Origin of the sequence: Bacillus hominis (assembly GCF_030348325.1) — a bacterium.
In the GTDB taxonomy this organism is placed as follows: domain Bacteria; phylum Bacillota; class Bacilli; order Bacillales; family Bacillaceae_G; genus Bacillus_A; species Bacillus_A hominis.
In genome coordinates, this window is sequence record NZ_JAUCFS010000005.1 from 1,149,886 (window position 1) to 1,170,809 (window position 20,924).

The following is a 20,924-nucleotide window of genomic DNA, read 5'->3' on the forward strand; positions in this document are numbered from 1 at the left end:
GGCTCTATTTTTTTATACTAGTTAAACTTAATTTAGTATAAAGAGATTTTATCCAAGTTCTTTTTCTGTTTAAAGACAGTAAAGTAAGAGTTTCCAAGAATGAAGAAACACTTTTATTTTATTGTGCTTGAACAGAAGTACTCTCTTCTTGTTCATCAGGTTTAACAAGTGCATAATTTTCCCATGCTCTACTTCTCCAGCGGAAGAACATAATAATCGCCCGTGTCCATTCGTCGATAGCAATCGCTAGCCAAATACCAACGAGACCCATATCTAATTGAAAGACGAAAAAGTAGCCGAGCGGTAAGCTCATTAACACCATGGAGAATGCGCCGATTAAAACCGGATATTTTGCATCGCCAGCTGCACGAAGTGAATTAATGATGACGATGTTCATCGTCCGTCCTGTTTCAAGTAGTACACTTAGTAAAAGAACGCTTGCCCCTAGAGAGATAATATGGGGATTATCCGTAAATAGTCCCATTAATTGTGTGCGGAATGTAACAACGAGAATGACCATAAATAAAGTTACACCAATCGCCCATTGTACACTTTTCCATACGCGTGTGTAAGCTTCATCCTTTTCATTTCCGCCAACTAGACGTCCAACGATAATAGCTGTTCCCATACCGATAGCAATGGCGAATAAATAAGTGAACATGGAAATGTTAGTAGCATATTGTCTAGCAGCTAACGATTCTGTTCCTAAGTATGTTGCGTAATATAGGAAGACGATTTGGCAAGCTTGGTACATCACTTGTTCAAATGCAGATGGAATGCCGATCTTTAAAATTTTGCCAACGTATTCTTTCGATAAAGTGAAGTAGTATTGTAATTTCACGCGGTATTCCATAACGCGGTACAGTAACCAGAAGAAAACGATAAGTGCGATTAACCGGCTAACAGCGGAAGAAATAGCTGCCCCTTGCACACCAAGTTCAGGGAAACCGAATTTCCCGAAAATGAGTACATAGTTTCCGGCGATATGAATAATATTCATTCCAAGTGAAATAAACATTGCTTGCTTTGTAAAACCGTGTACGCGGATAATTGCGGCTAATGAGTTAATAATAGCTTGAAGGAAAATGGCTCCTCCGACGATGGATAAATAGCTTTGCGCGTACGTTAATACATCGCCTTGTAAGTTCATTGCCATCATCATATGTTTTGAGAATAAAAGAAAACCGGCGCTTATAACGAGCCCGACTCCTAAATTTAATGTTACTGCCAATGCTGATATTTTTGATGCTTCCATAAAGCGTTTAGAACCGAGGTATTGGGATACAACGATAGCGGCGCCATTCCCGATGACTTCTAGTACTAAAATCGCGATATGAAGGTATTGATTCGCTGCACCAACCCCAGATACAGCATCGTCTGATAATGCACTTAACATGAAAGTATCAGCGATCCCCATCAGCATAAAAAGAAAAACTTCTAGAAAAATAGGCCAAGTTAATAAGAATAAACTTAGTTTCTCTGTTGGCCCGTTTTTTGAGCGAATTGCTGTCATGTCCGTCCCCTCTTTACCGATATCTATTTTTAGCAAAGTGTATCGTAACACACTTTCATATCCTTTGCACTTATTTTAGCCTACATATTTTCAATATGAATAAACCTTCATTTTATGACAGAAAAAGAAGGATAATTATACATAAGATATTATAGGATATAAAATTTGTTTTTCTCTGATAATTTAGAAAAGTATAAAATTTGGTATTTTTAACACTTTAGTTCAATAAAAAGGCAGTATGAAACGTTTACAAATACACTAATCGTTAACAGAAAATTTTAATAAAATAGAAATATAAATATACAAAGAATATATTTGTGTGTATAATATGAATTATTAGAACATATATATATTTCTTTCTGTTTGAAAATGAAAGGGCTAACATTTTTTTGGAGGGTGGAAGTATGAAAAAAAAGATACCAGTTTTTGTAGCATCAACAGTAGCAATGAGCATGATTTTAGGGGCATGTGGCTACCAAAAAGATGAACCGCAAGCGAACGCAAAAGGGGATAGCGGGAAAAGCGGTGCGAAGCAAGTTATTAACTTAATTGAAACACAAGAAATTCCAACGATGGACCCAGCGTTATCAGCTGATGCAGTTTCTTCAAAAGTAATGAACAACACGATGGAAGGTCTATACCGTCTTGGAAAAGATGATAAGTTAGTTCCAGGTGTAGCGAAAGAATTCCAAAAGTCAGAAGACGGTAAAAAGTATACATTTAAATTACGTGAAGATGCAAAATGGTCAAATGGTGAACCTGTAACAGCGAAAGATTTCGTATATGGATGGCAAAGAGCGATTAATCCAGATACAGCTGCAAAATCAGCGTACATTATGTATGATATAAAAAATGCAGAAAAAATTAATAAAAAAGAGATGAGTCCAGATCAATTAGGCGTAAAAGCAATTGATGATCACACGTTAGAAGTGGAATTAGACAACTCGATTCCGTATCTTGTAGATTTAATGGTATATCCAATCTTCTATCCTGTTAATGAAAAGTATGTAAAAGAGCAAGGTACGAAGTTTGGTTTAGAAGCAAATACAACACTTTATAACGGTCCATTTACATTAAGTGATTGGCAACATGAACGTAGCTTCAAAATGACAAAGAGCTCATCATATTGGGACAATAAAGAAGTGAAGCTTGAGGAAGTAAACTTTAATATTGTAAAAGATACGTCTACACCAATTAATTTATATGAAACAAACGCAGTTGATCGAGCGACGTTATTAGCTGAGTTCATCGATAAATATAAAGGAAAACCAGATTTCAAAACGGTAGAAGATACATCTGTATTCTTCCTACGTTTAAATCAAAAGGACCCAGCTTTAGCAAATAAAAATATTCGTAAAGCAATTTCACTTGGTTTTGACCGTAAACCATTCGTTGATACGTTATTAAATAACGGTTCTAAGCCAGCGACTGGATTAATTCCTGACAATTTCATTAAAGGACCGGATAACAAAGATTTCCGTGCTGAAAATGGAGATATTGTAAAACCGAATGTGAAAGAAGCGAAAAAGTATTGGGAAGCTGGTAAAAAAGAACTTGGTAAAAATGAAATCGAATTAGAGATGTTAAATGAAGATGTGGAATTATCGAAGAAAACTGGTGAATATTTAAAAGGTGAGCTAGAAAAGAATTTACCAGGTTTAACAGTGAAAATTAAACAGCAGCCATTCGCGCAAAAACTAAAATTAGAAGATGCGGGTGACTATGTAATGTCATTCTCTGGATGGAGTGCAGACTTCCCAGATCCAGTTACATATCTTGATATGTTCGTAACTGACGGAGCACAAAATAAAATGAATTATTCTAATCCGAAGTACGATGAGATTATTATGAAAGCGAAGAAAGATGGAAGCGACGTAAATGCTCGTTGGAAAAACTTATTAGAAGCGGAAAAAATGTTACTTGATGACGCTGCGATTGTTCCAGTATATCAACGTGGTAGAGCATATTTACAAAGAGAAACAATTAAAGATATGTACAACCATAAATATGGCGGCGAAGTAAGCTTCAAATGGGCATCAGTAGAGAAATAAAAAAAAGCAGGTGATTACCTGCTTTTTTTTTAATACGTACGTTTTTTATAAATACCTTTTCCACCAACTTGGTTCCAGCCAGATTGTACATCTAAACTTTTGTTAACAAACTTCATTTTTTCTTTCCCACCAAAGAGTTTTTCACCAATGCTATTTGTAATGACACCAATCAATGCTGTTATTCCGATGATGAGGGTAGCAACAATGATAAAATCAGTAAAAAAAGCAATCATATGCAAATTCCCCCTTTGCCTGTCTGTATTTTTATTGTATGAGATAAATGGTAAAAAAGAAAGAAATGTCAGAAAAATATTCGATTTACTTTAGAAAGCATATAGACATGAGTGAGGAGATTTGTTAAAATGAGAACAGATGTTCTTTTTCGTTTCAAACCTTTAGAGTCTTACATTTCTCAATTGTTTTGTCGGGAAAAGGTAAGAAAACGCTCTCTTTTTAATGTGGAAGATTATGAAACTGTAATTGTATATCAAGTGAAAATTATTGTAGAAAGCAAGTATCAAAAGGGTTGAAGACCGTTGTTAAAGAACAGTTTTAGTGAGTGTAATCATGTTGCATAGCAGTGGAATACGAGGAAGAGTTTTCTCAACTAGCAGGAAATTTACTGTATATTTCTTGCAAAATCTATTGTATAATGATTATAGAAGTTACTTATTAAAAGTAATTGTTGTTTATTATAAGTTGTTGCTTACATGAAATGCGATTTTTGCACTTTGCTATAAGACAAGTTGTCGCGAAAAATTGCTGAATTTAGAAATTTAAACTGTAATTAGTACAGAATTTGTACTCTTTAAGGAGAGTGAGCTTTGTATGGTAACATTATATAGTTCTCCAAGCTGTACGTCTTGTAGAAAGGCGAAATTATGGCTAGAGGAAAATCATATTCCTTATACAGAACGTAATATTTTCTCAGATCCATTAACGATTGAGGAGATTAAAGAGATTTTACGTATGACAGAAAGCGGAACGGATGAGATTATTTCTACTCGTTCAAAAGTTTTCCAAGAATTGAATGTGAACTTAGAGTCTTTACCACTTCAAGATTTATATAAGATGATTCGTGACTATCCAGGTATTTTACGTCGTCCAATTATGATTGACGAAAAACGCCTTCAAGTAGGTTACAACGAAGACGAAATCCGTCGTTTCTTACCACGTACAGTAAGAACGTTCCAATTACGTGAAGCACAGCGTCTTGTAAATTAATTATAATAATATGAAAACCTTCTACCTATTATAGAGTAGAAGGTTTTTTTTTACTGTTTAACATTACGTAATCGCACTTGTTGAACGACAAAGCCTATGCATAAAATCGTGAAAATGAACAAATAAGGGATACTTGCGGTAAAACTAGGGTTATGATGAAAAAACGTTGCAAGTCTGTCTTCATGTGTAATCATTTTTCCTGCTGTATAGGCGAGAATTGCTGCTCCGCAATAAATGAGAAATGGAAAGCGTTCCATGAGTATTAAAATAAGTTTGCTTCCCCAAATGATAATCGGGATAGAAATGAATAAACCGATAATTACGAGTGAAAGTCTTCCGTGAGCTGCTCCTGCAATGGCAATAACATTGTCAAACCCCATAACGAGATCCGCGAATACAATTGTACGCACAGCTTGGAATAAAGTCGTTTTTCCTTGGATAGAAGAAAGATCGTTGTTATTATCAGTGAGTAAATTTACCGCAATTAATGTGAGTAAAATCCCGCCGATGAGTTGTAAAAATGGGATGTCAAGTAAATAGACAGCTAGTATTGTGAGGAGAATTCGTAGCACAATTGCTAAAATAGTACCAATCAAAATGGCTTTATTTCGTTTTGCTTCAGGTAAATTTCGGCTAGCTAGTGCGATGACAATTGCGTTATCGCCACCTAGTACAACATCGATACCGACAATCATTAGTACAGATGTTAAAAACTCTAAGTCCATTCGTCTGCCTCCATTTATGATGTTTTAATAAGCGAAATATATGTATGTGGTGAAGAAAGTTTGTCTAGTTTTGATCCCGCGCTCCGGGGACAAAATAATCACCTCTAATAGAAGTTTCACTTTATTACAGTGTACGGGGGAATATGGGAATGTATGTCCAAATTTTTTACGAGAAGTGAATTGGTATAATGGTATATTTATTCCGATTGGTGCGAGCTAATAATCAGTGGGGGATGAAAAAAATACTGATTAATGTTTCACTTTATGTAAACGGTCGAATACAGATAGGTATATAACTATTTTTGTAAAATAAATCGATTTTATTTCCATTCTGGAGAATCTTATCATAAAATGAGAGTACAAGAATCTATTGTTTTGTCATATGAGTGGGGAATCCCTTCATAACAATTCTAAGCAGGAAGGGAGAGTTGTATTTTGGATATTGAAAGAATTAATGACCATACGATGAAATTTTTTATTACGTACATTGATATAGAGGACAGAGGGTTTAATCGGGAAGAAATTTGGTATGATCGCGAACGAAGTGAAGAGCTCTTTTGGGAGATGATGGACGAAGCTCGTGATCATGATGATTTCTTTATCGATGGGCCGTTATGGATTCAAGTGCAAGCAGTCGATAAAGGGATTGAAGTACTTGTAACGAAAGCGGAGCTTTCAAAGGATGGACAAAAGCTGGAACTACCAATAGGTGTAGACAAAATTATAGACATTCCTCTAGATGAAGGCATCGAATCATTATTCCAGCAAGAATTAGTGGAAGAGGTAGAAGAACAAGTAGGAACAAACTTTAATGAAGATGGTACTTTTGGCTTTTTAATTAAGTTTAATGATTTTGAAGATGTCATTTCATTAAGTCATCGTCTTATCTTTGAAGATATAAAAGATGAATTGCATTCATTTGAGGACCGCTATTATGTATATGTGGAATTCGATGAAGTGCTACATGATGAAGAAGAAATTGATCGTATTTTAAGTATTGTTTTAGAATATGGAGAAGAATCTACTTTAACGATTCACCGTGTAAGTGAGTATGGGAAACAGGTTGTGAAAGAGCGTGCGCTTGAGACAATTCGCAACCATTTTCCTGCCAAAGCGTAGGCCGATTTCTATAGTATGAAATCGGCTTTTTTTATGAAGAATAGGAAGGCTTTCTTATTTAGGGGGTAAGAGATGAAAAATACACTAAAACTACTTTTCTTTTTTCTACTACTGTTCGCATTATTTGTTTCATTACGCATGTTTATTGATGTAGCATTTTATTCGGATGTCATTGGGATAAAGGATGTTTCGATTTTAGGTATTATTAGTATTTTATTTACGGTTTCCGCATTTTTAATTGGATGTGTTATTTTCTTAGAAAACCGCCATCCGTCTAAAACACTTACGTGGTTAATCGTACTAGGTATTTTTCCAGTGTTCGGTTTCTTTGCCTATCTTTTATTTGGACAAAACTTTCGTAGAAAAAGAATGTTCCAAAAGAAGGCATTACTCGATGAACAGGCGTTTTTACAATATAAGGGACACGAAGATTACGAAGAACGGATTTTACGAAATCACAAGCATCAAGAATTGTTATTTCGTTTAGCAGATCGATTGGGTGCTTTAAATATTTCATTTCAAACTGAAACGAGGACATTAACAAATGGAGACGAAACGTTTCAGGCAATTTTAGATGGGTTAAATCGAGCGAAACACCACATTCATATGGAGTATTACATTGTGCGTGATGACAAGCTTGGTACAGAAATTAAAGATATTTTAATAAAAAAATCAAAAGAAGGCGTTGTCGTTCGTTTTTTATACGACGCGGTTGGAAGCTTTAAATTATCAAATTCGTATATTGAAGAATTGAATGATGCAGGAGTAGAAATGATTCCATTTTTCCCTGTGCGTTTTCCAATTTTAAACGATAAAATTAATTATCGAAACCACCGAAAAATCGTTATTATAGATGGAAATGAAGGGTTTGTAGGTGGATTAAATATTGGTGATGAGTATTTAGGGAAGGATAAATATTTCGGTTTTTGGCGAGACACGCATTTATATTTACGCGGTGAAGCAGTTCAAAGTTTACAGCTGATTTTCCTTCAAGACTGGTTTTATATGACTGGTGAGGCGGTATTAGCACCTGAATATTTACAAGCGGAAGCAGTTGAGGGTGATCATTGGGGCGGAGTCCAACTTGTTGGAGGTGGACCGGATAATAAATGGGAAACAATTAAACATCTATATTTTGCAATGATTGCTTCAGCTAGGAAATCGATTTGGATTGCAACACCATACTTTATTCCAGATGATGATATTTTATCTGCATTAAAAGTAGCTGCACTTGCTGGTATTGATGTTCGTTTGTTAATGCCAAGTAAGCCAGATAAGCGGACTGTCTTTTATGCATCAAGATCGTACTTTCCGGAGTTATTAGATGCAGGAGTAAAAATATATGAATATGAAAAAGGTTTTCTTCATAGTAAAGTTGTTATCGTGGATTCTGATCTCGCATCAATTGGGACAGCTAATATGGATATGAGAAGTTTTCATTTAAACTTTGAAGTAAATGCCTTTTTATATGATACAGATAGCATTCGAAAGCTCGTTCAAGATTTTAAAGACGATTTAGAAGAATCCAGTGAAATTCATGTTGACCGATTTCATAAGAGACGTCTTCATAGGCGGATTGTTGAATCGACGTATCGGTTATTATCACCTCTATTATAGAAAGAGATGTCCTAATTTAGGACATCTCTTTTTTTGAGAGGAATTTGTAGTAAATTGTAGAATACAAGGAGTTGAAAGGGTGTGATTGTGATGTTTATTGCAAGGAGAGAAAACGGAGAAAAAATTCATCTATTATATAACCGGAATGAAGAGCTTTTACGCGAAATACGTAAACGAGAAAAATTTTTTTGTACAGCTTGCGGAAAAGAAGTGCAAATGAAATTAGGAAAACAGAAGAGGTGGCACTTTGCTCATAAGAAAGTGGATTCATGTCTCGCCTTTTATGAAGCAGAATCTATGTATCATATGCACGGTAAAGAATTGTTATATAGATGGTTAAAACGTCAAGATTTTCATGTAGATATAGAGCATTATCTGCCGGCAATTCAGCAACGGCCAGATATTTACGTAGAGAGAGCGGATAGAAAAATTGCGATTGAATATCAATGTGCAAATCTCTCCATAGAGCAGCTTTGTAAGCGAACATATTCGTATTGGCAAGCTAGTATACAAGTCATCTGGATAATCGGTGGAAATCAGTTGAAAAAGCAATCCGCCTATTGGATGACATTCTCCTCCCTTATGGCGTTCTCCTTACAACCTTATCCTCAGCCATTTCTTATTTTCTTTTGTCCGAAACAAAAATCGTTTATGAAATGCGCATTTATCACTCCGTTTTCTACAAATGTCTCTTTCTCACATACTATTTATTTACCAACCGATACGACTACTGTTGACATGCTTTTTTCTCCCGTTCCTTTCCGGAAAGAGGTATTAAGACAAGAATGGAAGAGAAAAAAGAACCATTTTCGGCAAAACGCTCTATCTATCTGGAATTATAATCATAAGTCACTACTCCGTCTCTTATATCAATATAAATGTACCCCAGCGAGTTTTCCTTCTGAAATCGGTGTTCCGCTCCCATCCTCGTTTGCTTTTCAAACAAATCCATTTATATGGCAAGCTTCTCTTTATATGAAGTGTATAGGTATGCTTAAGATAGGGGAGTATATTTCTCTGCAATACGTATGTAACTATGTAGCAAAATATACGAAGAGGCGTCTACTTCCGTATTTTGCACAACATATATGGAAGGTAGCAGTTGCAGAGTATATGACATTTTTATGTTATGCAGGTGTATTAATGAAAATAGGTATTAATAAGTATCGAAAAATAAGAGATGTTATTTTGTTAAAAACAGAGGAAGAAATTATGAAATATGATGAAATTTGCTTAGCGCATGCACTATCTCTATTTGAGACAAAGTACAACATGAGAGAGGGAAAAGGGGATATAATAAAGACTGATCGTGAAGGAATTACATAAGAAAAATCGAATTGTACTTAAGTAGAGATATTATAAGGAGGGCTTAAAGAATGGCTGAACAAAATACAGTAAAATCATTACCAAATCGTAATGAGATTGAAGAAGCAAACACATGGCGATTAGAAGATATTTTCCAAACAGATGCAGAATGGGAAAAAGAATTCCAAGCTATTAAAGAGCTATTGCCAAAGTTAACTGAATTTAAAGGGAAGCTTGGCGACTCTGCAGACAATTTGCTTGAGGCATTGCAATATGAAGATGAAATTTCAATGCGATTAGGTAAGCTATATACATATGCACATATGCGTTACGATCAAGATACAACAAACTCTGTGTATCAAGCATTAAATGATCGCGCAACAAATTTATACTCACAAGTATCTAGTAGCACAGCTTATATCGTACCTGAAATTTTATCTATTTCAGAAGATACATTACAAACTTTCTTACAAAAAAATCGAGAACTAAGTGTATATGAGCATGCATTAGAAGAAATTACCCGTCAACGTCCGCACGTATTATCTGAGGCAGAAGAAGCCTTATTAGCAGAAGCATCTGAAGTGATGAGTGCATCAAGTAATACATTCGGTATGTTGAATAATGCGGATTTAAAATTCCCATCTATTAAAGGTGAGGATGGAGAAGAGGTAGAAATAACACATGGTCGTTACATTCAGTTTTTAGAAAGTGATGATCGTCGTGTACGTGAAGATGCATTCAAAGCTGTATATGAAACGTACGGAAAATATAAGAACACATTTGCAAGTACGCTAAGCGGTGCTGTGAAACGTAATAATTTCAATGCGCGCGTTCGTAAATACGATTCTGCACGTCAAGCTGCATTAAGTAATAATAATATTCCTGAGGCGGTGTATGATCAACTTATTGAATCGGTAAATGATAATTTACACTTACTACATCGATACATTGATATTCGTAAGCGTGCTCTAGGTCTTGATGAGCTTCATATGTACGATTTATATACACCACTTGTACCAGAAGTGAAAATGAATGTGAAGTATGAAGAAGCGCAAGAAATGTTATTGAAATCTTTAAACGTACTTGGTGATGAATATGTTGAAATTTTAAAAGAAGCATATGAAAATCGCTGGGTAGATGTATATGAGAATAAAGGAAAACGAAGCGGAGCATATTCATCTGGTGCATACGGAACAAATCCGTATATTTTAATGAACTGGCATGATAATGTAAATAATTTATTTACACTTGCTCATGAGTTTGGTCATTCAGTGCATAGTTACTATACAAGGAAGACACAACCGCACGTATATGGTGATTATTCAATCTTCGTTGCAGAAGTAGCATCAACTTGTAATGAAGCACTTCTAAATGATTACTTATTAAAGACGACAGAAGATAAGAAAGAGCGTCTATATTTATTAAATCACTATTTAGAAGGATTCCGTGGTACTGTATTCCGTCAAACAATGTTTGCAGAGTTCGAGCATATCATTCATAAAAAAGTACAAGAAGGACATGCGGTTACGCCGGACATGTTAACGGAGATCTACTACGATTTAAATAAGAAATATTTCGGGGACGCTTTAGTAATCGATAAAGAAATCGGTTTAGAATGGTCTCGTATTCCGCACTTCTATTACAACTATTACGTATATCAATACGCAACAGGATTTAGTGCAGCGACAGCTCTATCAAAACAAATTTTAGAAGAAGGACAACCAGCAGTAGAACGTTACATTAACGAATTCTTAAAAGCTGGAAGCTCTGATTATCCAATTGAAGTGTTGAAAAAAGCAGGAGTAGATATGGCATCGCCAGAACCTGTAAAAGAAGCATTACAAGTATTTGAAGAGAAGTTAAATGAATTAGAAGCGCTATTGTTTGAAGAGAAGTAATGAGAAAAGACGAGGAATTGTATCCTCGTCTTTTTGGTTTGGAACATTTGTTCAAAAATACATCATGTCGATATTTGTCGAATAATTAAGGTGATTTTCTTTACTTTTTCTATATTAGAAGGAATTTTTACGACTTATTTTTGTAGTTAAAATCCTTTAAATCGTTTTCTATAGTTGAAATAAGAGACAGCGATGACGATAACTCCGAATAAAAGAGGGAAGGCAATAATTTTAGGAAAAGCTTGTAATAGAGAGAGGATGTACAAGAAAAAAGAAACAATAACACATAGAAAGATAAGAAAAATATGAGACTTTTTCATAAGAAAACCTCCTAAATTGCTTTTTTTATAGCTTATTCAAGAATGAAAACGTTTAGAATGTGACAAAAGTGTGAAATTCGACAAAAGGGGTTGTCATCTGACGTCGAATCTTGTAATATAATAAGCGTGAACGAATTCACATACAAACATATACCCCTTTGTTTGAACGTGAAAATTTCTCCCATCCCCTTTAATATTTTTATAAGCCGTAAAGAAAAGACCTGGTGTTTACACTAGGTCTTTTTCTTTTGCTATCCATTTCCAATAACGCTCGCACTTCACTTCAATCATTTTTACTTTTCGTTTTAGTTGTAATTTCTTTAGTTCGCGCTCTATTTCTTGCTGAGGGCAGTCATATATAAATGAGATTTCCTTTGAAGAAATAAATTGTGTTGCTTCTAGTAATACCTCTAAAGGAGGTAATGGCTCTGGCTCAATCTCGCATTTTACAAGTTCTTTTAACAACTGTACGTATACATCATAGGAATAAATTCCTGTGATTTTAATACCTTCCTCATCTGAATTTGCATGAAAAAATAGGAGGGAAGGTATTTCTGTAATGTGCATCTCATTTGTGAATTTCAAGTCGCATTGGAAAGCTTTTTTTGCACTAACTGAGTGTAGGTCTTTTTTAAACTCCTCTACATCAATGCCGCTATCTTTAGCGCATGTAAGCAATAATTCACAGTCAGGGTTTGATACATTTTCAAGAAAAATGTATTCTTGGAGTTTTCGCAAAAACTTCGAACCTGCTTTTCGGCCTTGCAACTCCGCCGCCTTAATTGCCATCGAAACTAAATACGGTGTTGACGATGCCTCTTGCATATGTAATTTTCCATCACATGAAAAACCTTGTAAACTTGTTGTTTTTTCCCACACAAATCGAATATTAGCAGGTTTATTCCATTTGTGTGAGGAAGCGTTTGCCCCGTCCACTTTTCCTGTTACTATATGACGAATAGAGAAGTATTTCCCATACTCAAGCCATAGTTTAATAATAAATGGCTCGATATCCCAGCAATCTTTACAAAGTGGATCAATAAATAAATATGCTTCTACAGATTTATGCTCGCATGTGGAAGGAGAAGGCATATTCATATGCTTTGCTTCCTGCTTATCCATTACGCTTCACCTGTTTCATTTTGAGTATTGACCATATGTTGAGCAGTTAATGCTAAACGTTCAAAAACAAACTCTCTTATATGACCGTGCACTCCTGTATCATCCATTGCTTGCTCCATACATGATAGCCAAGCTTCTGCGCGTTTTGGAGTAATCTCAAACGGAAGATGGCGTGCTCTTAGCATAGGATGCCCATGTTCTTCAGTGTATAAATTAGGACCACCTAAATATTGTGTTAAAAATTGTTTCTGCTTCCTAGCAGTTTCTGTTAAATCATCCGGGAAGATCGGAGATAAGTCAGGGTGTTCACTGACATAGGAATAAAATGTATCCACTAATGTTGCAATGCATTGTTCACCGCCAATTGCTTCAAATGGTGTCATCGGTTGCTTGCTCATCCTTTATAAACTCCCTTTTCCATGAAATGTATATCTATTGTAGCAATGGAATGTTATGAAGGGCAACTAAACAGCCTTCATAACATTCTTTGCTTATTCTATATGTTGCTAATAAATCTTTACTTTCCAAAAAGGTGAAACATAGCCACCAGTAAATCACTTCTTCACTGATGGAAATTTTACTTTAGCGCTCTTTGTTTTGTTTGGCAAGGAAAAAGCGTTTTACTTTGTTATTTGTATGACGAACTGGTACGTTATGTTGCTTCAATAACCTCATAAATGCTGCTTTACCAGTCTGTTCATCTTGCACTTCGTATTCAATTTCATAATCATCGTGATTGTAATAGAAACTATGATCAAAGACAAGCGTTCCGCCTTCAAATAATGTTTCAGCTCTTTCTGTTGTTAAACTACCCATATAAGTTAAAGAGGAAACGGGAATTTGTAATTTGTCTAGCTGATCCATTACAGTTCCTTGAATGATCGTGTTTGTTTCCATCATAAGTTTTGCTTCTTTTTCTGTTACAGACTGATGAGTTTCTAATAAACCAATTTCAGCAGGTTGTTTTAATGTTAATGTATAAATTCCATCTTTATGACGAATACGAAGTGCAGAGCCCGCATCTTTTAAAGAGAAGTGAGGCGTTTCAAAGTAGTGATTCACTTGTTTTGTAAATGTTTCAATAGAAAAAGATTTGCATAATGTTTGGAATTCTTCCTCTGTAACCATATTTTTAAATTCAATTTCAATTTCTTGTGTCATTGTATGTGCTCCTTTTGAAAAATAATTCTTTCCACATTATCGCTTTTTCGCAAATTTGGTTCAATGTTTTATTTGTTTGCGTCCATGTTATGATACAATAATACTGTTAAGTAAGACAGGAAGTTGAGATGGAGGAGTTCGAGCATGCAAAATAAAATTCAAGTTAAGAGCGTAGAAATGAGAGAGAATGCGCTTATTTTTTGTGCGGAAAATACTGAAATAGAGGTAAAGGAGTTACGTGCACGTAATCACGTACTTGTAGACTCAGACAATTTATCATTTTTATATATCTTAGAAAACGAATCATCTTTCATTTATGTAAGTATTCCGCATACGTGCTGGGAAGCAATGCATGAAGCGATGAATAAAGATACAACGATGTTTATTCACGTGAATGATGTTGAAATAGAATTAGAAGGATTAAAAGAAGAAGTAGAATATTTAGTTGAAAATATTGAAGGTAATGCAAATTACGGAGAAGAACTAGTAACTGCTGTAGAAAAAGTGTTTCTATAAGTAAATGGATTGATTTTGGTGGTGGTTGAAATGAATCGTAATTGGGAAGAATTTTTAGCGCCTTATCACCAAGCGGTGGCGGAGCTGAAAGTGAAACTAAAAGGAATGCGTACTCAATTTGCAATGTTAACGGAGCATTCTCCAATTGAGTTTGTAACAGGAAGGGTAAAGTCGGTTGCGAGTATTATTGATAAAGCGGAGAAGAGAAATGTACCGCTAGACCGGATCGGAGAAGATATGCAGGACATCGCGGGCCTTCGAATGATGTGTCAATTTGTTGATGAGATTAAACCTGTTGTAGAATATCTTCGAAAACGAAATGATTTTGAAATTGTGGAAGAACGTGATTATGTAACGCAAAAGAAAGATAGCGGCTATCGCTCTTACCACGTTGTCATTAGTTATCCTGTTCAAACGATACAGGGAGAAAAAAAAGTGTTAGTGGAAATTCAAATTCGCACGTTAGCGATGAATTTTTGGGCAACGATTGAGCATTCTTTAAATTACAAATATAGTGGACGTTTTCCTGAAGATATTAAAATACGCTTACAACGTGCAGCGGAAGCGGCGTTTTTATTAGATGAAGAAATGTCTTCTATTCGTCTTGAAATTCAAGAAGCGCAAAAGATCTTTTCACGAAAGCAGGAAACGAAAGATTCTGAATCATAAACTAAAGGGTGTTGGGCGATGAAATTTACAATTATGTCAAAGGGAGATCAGTCATCAGATACATTAGCAAGTACGATGAAAGAATACTTGCTAGATTTTGGATTTATAATGGATGAAAAGGAACCTGATATTGTAATTTCTGTTGGGGGAGATGGAACGCTTTTATATGCATTCCATCGTTACTATAATCGATTAGATGAAACCGCATTTGTTGGTGTACATACAGGGCATTTAGGTTTCTATGCAGATTGGTTACCGACGGAAGTAGAGAAGTTGGTGATTGCAATCGCTAAAACACCGTTCCAAGTGGTTGAATATCCCCTTTTAGAAGTGATTATTCGCTATGTGAATGGTAGTAAAGAGTCTCAGTATTTGGCGATGAATGAAGCGACTGTAAAAAGTGCAGAAGGTACATTAGTAACAGAAGTGGAAATACGCGGAGAGTATTTCGAAACGTTTCGCGGAGATGGTCTTTGTATTTCTACTCCTTCAGGAAGTACCGCGTATAATAAGGCGCTTGGCGGAGCAATTATTCACCCTTCTATTGAAGCGATTCAAATTGCAGAAATGGCATCTATTAACAATCGTGTATTTCGTACGGTAGGTTCGCCGCTCGTACTGCCGAAGCATCATACATGCGTTTTAAAGCCAGCTGCAGGAATGAACTTGCAAATTACGGTGGATCATTTGACGATGGTTCATCAAGATGTGAAATCAATTCAGTATCGCGTTGCAAACGAGAAAGTACGATTTGTTCGTTTCCGTCCGTTCCCGTTCTGGAAGCGTGTCCGTGACTCGTTTGTTGCAGATAAATAGAGAGGGTTTATATATTTGAACAGATTTACATTGAAATGGGATATAGGGCTGGCTGAAGAGGGAACTTTAGTTAGAGAATTTTTGAAAACAAAAGGGATTTCGAAAGCTGCTTTAACGGATATAAAGTTCCGTGGCGGAGCAATTGAAGTAAACGGTCAAAATGCGAGTGTTCGTCATAAGTTACAAGCTGGTGAAGAGTTACAAGTCTTTTTTCCAGTGGAGGAAAGAAGTGAAGGGATGGAAGTGGAAGAAATCCCTTTATGTATCGTATATGAAGATGATGCGGTTCTTGTTGTAAATAAAGAAGCAAATATGTCAACGATTCCGTCTAGGGAGCACCCGTCAGGAAGTGTTGCAAACGCTCTTTTACATCATTATGATAAACAAAATCTTGCAAGTACGGTGCACATTGTGACGAGGTTAGACCGTGATACTTCAGGGCTTATGTTAATTGCGAAAAATAGATTCGTTCACCACCTTTTATCGAAGCAGCATCAACAAAAAGGGGTGAAACGAACGTATGAGGCAATCGTCCATGGGACTATTGTAGAAGAAGTAGGAACGATTGACGCGCCAATCGGACGAAAAGCGGATAGTATTATCGAGCGAACTGTCTGTGAAGATGGTCAAAGAGCTGTTACTCATTTTAGAGTGATGGAGAGTTCTTCCGATAAGACGCATGTAGCGCTTGAGCTCGAGACGGGAAGAACACATCAAATTCGTGTACACATGGCATATATGGGACATCCGCTACTTGGGGATGATTTATACGGTGGCCGAAGAGATGTGATAAAACGTCAAGCGCTTCATAGTACATCTTTGACGTTTTATCATCCTATTTTAGAAAAGGGAATGACTTTTACCGTAAGTATCCCAGAGGATATGCAATACGCTTTACATAACAATTAAAAGGGAACAAAATTCTTATCAGATAAGAATTTTGTTCCCTTTTTTTAGCGGAATAATATTAAAACTTGATTCTCATCAGTACGCTTTATAACGAAAAAGCCACTTTCAGCTTTTGTAGCAATGCCGTCATCATTTGGACGACAATACCCGTGTGTTTCGCAAGTGCCGTCATCACGTACTAACATTTGTCCAATTAATCCGACAGGAAGCCACTCAGTGCGGTCTCTTCTTGATATATACTTACAAGCTGGATCCCATTCTGTATTTAAAAGAGGTTGTATTTCTTGCGTATCCGTACGCGTATATTGACGTTTTCCGAAGCTATCTGTTTTATAGCGTTTTTGCCAACTTAAAGCACCGCTATTTCCTATGAGAGCAGGAGTTGCGCTAGATATGCCTAATATGAATGTATCATTAGAAGTAGCTTTTCGAATTTTTTCTTCGCTACTAAATGTAATGAAATAACCGATATCAATAGGACTATGATCTGCTGTCTCAAACATTTGTGCAAAATCAGTACCGCCCGCATTGTAAGAAGCACCATCGATATACATTTCTCCGTTATGGGCAAGCCATTTGGCACCTATATTATAATCAGTGTCATTTGTCCCATTTGCAATAAACCAGGAATAGGCTTCTTCTGCTGTACCAAATTTACCCATAATATGGCTACCTGCAAAATTAGCTGTTGATGTATGATTTCCTTCCGCATGAGATGAGAATCCGTTAGCGATAGTTGCGGTTCCTTCTGCATGTGCTGCTTCGCCGAAAGCAATTGTATGTTTTCCTTCCGCGTGAGAATAAGGACCGCCTGCTGTCGTTTCACTTCCTTCACTATGCGAACTATGTCCAGTTGCTTTTGTTTTTGAACCTTCTGCGTGAGAAAAGGCACCCTCTGTATGAGTAAGAAATCCTTCTGCATGTGAGGCTATCCCGTCAGCTGTAGAGTGAAGGCCCTCCTTATATGCGTATCTGGCTACTTTTTCATTCTCTGCAGGAGTAGGTGAAAGTATAGGGGGGGGAGTGATAATAGAATCCTCTTTTTTTATGTCATTGGTTAAAGTTAATCCCTCTTTTATTTTTGTTACTTGCTGTATAATATTGGTGGGAATTTCAGCTTGGGTCTTTTCTTTAATTGCTTTAGGAATTTCAGCTTGGGCCTTTTCTTTAATTACTTTAGGAATTTCAGCTTGGGCCTTTTCTTTAATTACTTTAGGAATTTCAGCTTGGCCCTTTTCTTTAATTGCTTTAGGAATTTCAGCTTGGATTTTTTCTTTAATTGTTTCAGGAATTCCTTTGTTTATATTCTCCTGTAAATTCTTTGACTCAAGTATAGGCTCATTGTTATGAGAAAGTCGTTTCTTTTTTTGTAGTGCCTTTATTTTTCTGTAATCTATCATTCGTCTCATAACAGCATTTTCTAAAGAAATATATGTTCCTCTCGTTTTCCCTTTTTTTATTTCCTCTCGTTCTTCTATCTCTTCAATAGCCGCAGCTCGTATGCTACACCAGTTATTAATTCCATATATGGGATGATATAAAGGAGAGAAATTTCTTTTTTGTTTAGATCGTTTTTTCTTCATTCCGTCACCTCCTGCGACAGTATATGCCGCATAGTAAAAAAAAGATGCATTTCATAGCATCTTTTTTTACTGTATGACCAATTTTTAACGAGGAATTCGCCTAGAAATCATCCTTTATACGTACTGAGATGAATTGTACAAAGGTAAATATAATTATGAAATTGGGCGGAACTTCTCAGTGACAAAAGGTAGGGAAGAAGGTACGGAAATGGTCTCCATTTCAGGATAACGAAGTCCAGTTAGTTTGCCGCCAAATACAGCGCCAGTATCAATATTGATTGTATGGTTCACAAAGCGAGGTTCGTTGACAGGTGTATGTCCATATATAATCCATGTTTCCCCCTTATAATCTTTCGCCCAATCTCGGCGTACAGGTGAGCCGTCAGGATGCTTTTCCCCTGTAATATCACCATATAATACAAATGTTTGCACTTTTTTATCATTTCTTCCTATGTAATCCTGACGAATGCCAGCATGGCACACGATTAATTTTTTGTTATCCAGTATGTGATACAGTGGGGACTGCTCGTAAAGCGTAATGAACTTTTCTTTTATGATTTGTTGTTTATTAGAAGGTAATGCCTCATATTCGGCAACAGTTGTTTCGAGTCCATGAGCGATTGAAACATTACGCCCAAGGAAAAAACGATACAGTTTATTACAATGATTCCCAGGCGCATAATAAGCTTCGTTTCTATTTATTACGAGCTCCCATACGATTTCTATCATACGTAATGAATGAGGGCCGCGGTCTGTAATATCACCAACGAATGCTAGCTTTCGTTTGGCGTTATGTATAGGGAGACCACTAGCCCAGTTATATCCTAGTTTCGTTGTTAAATCTTGAAACTCTTGGAAGCATCCGTGAATATCACCTATAATGTCATATTTCATATGTAAACCTCCAGTTCATTTTTTCATTAGTATATCTAAAATGAATATAGAAAAAAACATACCGTTTTCCGATATGGTTCATTTAAACATAAAGATTTGCGTTCTTGAACGTACGTTTAAAATAAATCCAATAGCAATCATGTATGTGAGTAGTGAACTCCCACCATAGCTCATAAGAGGTAATGTTATTCCTGTAATAGGGAGTAAACCGATTGTCATCCCAATATTTTGGAATACTTGGAAGGTGAACATTCCGATTGTACCAGCGCAAATATAACTACCGAAAGGTTCATTGCTTTCTAAAGCGATATGGATCATTCGGTAAATGAGTAAGAAAAAAAGTGAAATAATAACACTTGCTCCTAAAAAACCGAATTGTTCAGCGACATTTGTAAAAATAAAATCTGTATGTGGCTCTGGAAAATATACTTGTCCATTTTCCCATCCTTTTCCTTGCATTTCTCCTGATCCGGTAGCTAAGAATGCCTGTCTTAATTGGTATCCTTGTGCGTCATATTCGTAAGGGGATAGCCAGCCATAGAAGCGGTTTAATTGATATTCTTTTAGAATATGCTCTTTAAAGAACTCTGTATGAGTGAAATAAATATATATTAAGGTAGAGCCTATGACGAAAATGACGGAGGTTAATCCGAGGATAAGACGCCAACGTATACCAGAAACTAAAATCATTGCTGCAAGCATCGCTGATATTACCATAGTGTTTCCTAAATCAGGTTCTTTTGCGATTAAAAGCAGTGGAGGTAAACTAGCTGCGAATATTTTTCCAAGTAAAATAAAATCTTCACGGGTTGTCCGGAAAAAGTACTTTTCATTATGATTTGCTATAATTCGTCCAATGATGATAATTAAAAATAATTTCATAATTTCAGAAGGTTGAAAGTTTCCGATGCCTGGGAGTCTATACCATGCAGTGGCCCCTTTAATCGTAACGGCACCCGGAACTTGAAGTTCTAGACCAATAAGAAGTATGAGGGCAAAGCTATACAAATACCAAGCAATTTGTTTATATCGATCGAAATCAATAATCATAATAACGCCAATGGCCACAAATCCAATGACATACCATTGAATTTGTTTTAATGCAAAATTTATGTTTTGTAAAAATGGTGGTAAAGAAGCTTGTGCACTTGCAATAGCAAAGCAACTAACAGTCCCGATGGCAAATAAAATACAGATTAGTATGTAGTCTATTTGATATTGAGAGTTCGTATCTTTCACGGTATGTATTCCTTTCTATAGCCTAGTAAGTGTGATGATGACGTGATTGCAAAAAATAATATGCAAGTAGACTGTTCATACATTTATTCCACTATTTATGGAAAGTCATACATAATAAGGAAGAATATCGCTTTTGTAATTATATTCAAGCTATAGGGAAGATGTACATCCACATTTAGGATGAGGTTGGGATGTTACCTATAAAATTGCGAAAGCAGTAAAACTGGTACCAGTTTTACTGCT

The 20,924-nt window shown here is 35.9% G+C and carries 21 protein-coding genes; 11 read left to right on the plus strand and 10 right to left on the minus strand.

Annotated features, from left to right (window positions below; genetic code table 11):
* Nucleotides 1-118: 118 nt before the first annotated feature.
* Nucleotides 119-1,564: an MATE family efflux transporter gene (locus QUF93_RS08205; RefSeq protein ID WP_289358431.1), complete on the minus strand. Its 1,446-nt coding sequence runs from the start codon at nucleotides 1,562-1,564 to the stop codon at nucleotides 119-121.
* A 353-nt stretch (nucleotides 1,565-1,917) separates the two neighbouring features.
* Here QUF93_RS08205 and QUF93_RS08210 point away from each other — a divergent pair, with 353 nt between their 5' ends.
* Nucleotides 1,918-3,564, plus strand: coding sequence for a peptide ABC transporter substrate-binding protein (locus QUF93_RS08210; protein WP_002117037.1), 1,647 nt, complete (start codon nucleotides 1,918-1,920; stop codon nucleotides 3,562-3,564).
* 29 nt (nucleotides 3,565-3,593) lie between these two features.
* Here the strand turns inward: QUF93_RS08210 and QUF93_RS08215 are convergent, their stop codons facing one another.
* The gene (locus tag QUF93_RS08215; protein WP_000559981.1) at nucleotides 3,594-3,797 is read right to left on the minus strand and encodes a hypothetical protein; all 204 of its coding nucleotides are present in this window, start codon (nucleotides 3,795-3,797) and stop codon (nucleotides 3,594-3,596) included.
* 129 nt (nucleotides 3,798-3,926) lie between these two features.
* Here QUF93_RS08215 and QUF93_RS08220 point away from each other — a divergent pair, with 129 nt between their 5' ends.
* Nucleotides 3,927-4,094 (plus strand): hypothetical protein, encoded by a 168-nt coding sequence (locus QUF93_RS08220; protein WP_289358432.1) that lies wholly within the window; start codon nucleotides 3,927-3,929, stop codon nucleotides 4,092-4,094.
* A 298-nt stretch (nucleotides 4,095-4,392) separates the two neighbouring features.
* Nucleotides 4,393-4,788 carry a transcriptional regulator Spx gene (gene spx / locus QUF93_RS08225; protein WP_000258267.1) on the plus strand — a complete coding sequence of 132 codons (396 nt, stop codon included), beginning with the start codon at nucleotides 4,393-4,395 and terminating at the stop codon, nucleotides 4,786-4,788.
* Nucleotides 4,789-4,838: 50 nt separating this feature from the next.
* On the opposite strand, the gene QUF93_RS08230 is transcribed toward spx, so the two are convergent.
* Nucleotides 4,839-5,513 (minus strand): TerC family protein, encoded by a 675-nt coding sequence (locus tag QUF93_RS08230; RefSeq protein WP_289358433.1) that lies wholly within the window; start codon nucleotides 5,511-5,513, stop codon nucleotides 4,839-4,841.
* A gap of 435 nt (nucleotides 5,514-5,948) precedes the next feature.
* Here QUF93_RS08230 and mecA point away from each other — a divergent pair, with 435 nt between their 5' ends.
* The 4 genes from mecA to pepF all read left to right on the plus strand — a co-directional run bounded on the left by mecA (nucleotide 5,949) and on the right by pepF (nucleotide 11,452).
* The gene (gene mecA / locus QUF93_RS08235) at nucleotides 5,949-6,632 is read left to right on the plus strand and encodes an adaptor protein MecA (protein WP_002117044.1); all 684 of its coding nucleotides are present in this window, start codon (nucleotides 5,949-5,951) and stop codon (nucleotides 6,630-6,632) included.
* A 72-nt stretch (nucleotides 6,633-6,704) separates the two neighbouring features.
* Nucleotides 6,705-8,249, plus strand: coding sequence for a cardiolipin synthase (locus tag QUF93_RS08240; protein WP_098778100.1), 1,545 nt, complete (start codon nucleotides 6,705-6,707; stop codon nucleotides 8,247-8,249).
* A gap of 90 nt (nucleotides 8,250-8,339) precedes the next feature.
* On the plus strand, nucleotides 8,340-9,575 hold the full coding sequence (locus tag QUF93_RS08245) for a competence protein CoiA (RefSeq protein WP_289360964.1): 1,236 nt from the start codon (nucleotides 8,340-8,342) through the stop codon (nucleotides 9,573-9,575).
* Nucleotides 9,576-9,625: 50 nt separating this feature from the next.
* The gene (gene pepF / locus QUF93_RS08250; protein WP_088057896.1) at nucleotides 9,626-11,452 is read left to right on the plus strand and encodes an oligoendopeptidase F; all 1,827 of its coding nucleotides are present in this window, start codon (nucleotides 9,626-9,628) and stop codon (nucleotides 11,450-11,452) included.
* A gap of 146 nt (nucleotides 11,453-11,598) precedes the next feature.
* Here the strand turns inward: pepF and QUF93_RS08255 are convergent, their stop codons facing one another.
* The 4 genes from QUF93_RS08255 to QUF93_RS08270 all read right to left on the minus strand — a co-directional run bounded on the left by QUF93_RS08255 (nucleotide 11,599) and on the right by QUF93_RS08270 (nucleotide 14,055).
* Nucleotides 11,599-11,772: a hypothetical protein gene (locus QUF93_RS08255; protein ID WP_000748141.1), complete on the minus strand. Its 174-nt coding sequence runs from the start codon at nucleotides 11,770-11,772 to the stop codon at nucleotides 11,599-11,601.
* A 228-nt stretch (nucleotides 11,773-12,000) separates the two neighbouring features.
* On the minus strand, nucleotides 12,001-12,894 hold the full coding sequence (locus QUF93_RS08260; RefSeq protein ID WP_088057898.1) for a ClpXP adapter SpxH family protein: 894 nt from the start codon (nucleotides 12,892-12,894) through the stop codon (nucleotides 12,001-12,003).
* Complete coding sequence (locus QUF93_RS08265) at nucleotides 12,894-13,292, minus strand: globin domain-containing protein (RefSeq protein WP_002117060.1); 399 nt, start codon at nucleotides 13,290-13,292, stop codon at nucleotides 12,894-12,896. The genes QUF93_RS08260 and QUF93_RS08265 overlap by 1 nt, the downstream gene beginning before the upstream one ends.
* A 184-nt stretch (nucleotides 13,293-13,476) precedes the next feature.
* Nucleotides 13,477-14,055: a CYTH domain-containing protein gene (locus QUF93_RS08270; RefSeq protein WP_002117063.1), complete on the minus strand. Its 579-nt coding sequence runs from the start codon at nucleotides 14,053-14,055 to the stop codon at nucleotides 13,477-13,479.
* A 144-nt stretch (nucleotides 14,056-14,199) separates the two neighbouring features.
* On the opposite strand from QUF93_RS08270, the gene QUF93_RS08275 reads away from it, so the two are divergent.
* From QUF93_RS08275 to QUF93_RS08290, 4 genes are read left to right on the plus strand one after another with little or no spacing between them, the layout of a single operon-like run.
* Nucleotides 14,200-14,571: a UPF0738 family protein gene (locus QUF93_RS08275; RefSeq protein ID WP_289358435.1), complete on the plus strand. Its 372-nt coding sequence runs from the start codon at nucleotides 14,200-14,202 to the stop codon at nucleotides 14,569-14,571.
* Between the two features lie 30 nt (nucleotides 14,572-14,601).
* Entirely contained in the window at nucleotides 14,602-15,240 is a 639-nt protein-coding gene (gene yjbM / locus QUF93_RS08280; protein WP_002117068.1) for a GTP diphosphokinase, read from the plus strand.
* An 18-nt stretch (nucleotides 15,241-15,258) separates the two neighbouring features.
* Nucleotides 15,259-16,056 (plus strand): NAD kinase, encoded by a 798-nt coding sequence (locus tag QUF93_RS08285; RefSeq protein WP_000673190.1) that lies wholly within the window; start codon nucleotides 15,259-15,261, stop codon nucleotides 16,054-16,056.
* Between the two features lie 15 nt (nucleotides 16,057-16,071).
* Complete coding sequence (locus QUF93_RS08290; RefSeq protein WP_289358437.1) at nucleotides 16,072-16,965, plus strand: RluA family pseudouridine synthase; 894 nt, start codon at nucleotides 16,072-16,074, stop codon at nucleotides 16,963-16,965.
* 44 nt (nucleotides 16,966-17,009) lie between these two features.
* Here QUF93_RS08290 and QUF93_RS08295 read toward each other — a convergent pair whose 3' ends face one another.
* The 3 genes from QUF93_RS08295 to QUF93_RS08305 all read right to left on the minus strand — a co-directional run bounded on the left by QUF93_RS08295 (nucleotide 17,010) and on the right by QUF93_RS08305 (nucleotide 20,681).
* Nucleotides 17,010-18,548, minus strand: a complete 1,539-nt coding sequence (locus QUF93_RS08295) for a peptidase G2 autoproteolytic cleavage domain-containing protein (RefSeq protein ID WP_289358438.1) — start codon at nucleotides 18,546-18,548, stop codon at nucleotides 17,010-17,012.
* Nucleotides 18,549-18,701: 153 nt separating this feature from the next.
* The gene (prpE, locus tag QUF93_RS08300) at nucleotides 18,702-19,442 is read right to left on the minus strand and encodes a bis(5'-nucleosyl)-tetraphosphatase PrpE (protein WP_289358439.1); all 741 of its coding nucleotides are present in this window, start codon (nucleotides 19,440-19,442) and stop codon (nucleotides 18,702-18,704) included.
* Nucleotides 19,443-19,520: 78 nt separating this feature from the next.
* The gene (locus tag QUF93_RS08305) at nucleotides 19,521-20,681 is read right to left on the minus strand and encodes an FtsW/RodA/SpoVE family cell cycle protein (protein ID WP_289358440.1); all 1,161 of its coding nucleotides are present in this window, start codon (nucleotides 20,679-20,681) and stop codon (nucleotides 19,521-19,523) included.
* Nucleotides 20,682-20,924 lie beyond the last annotated feature (243 nt).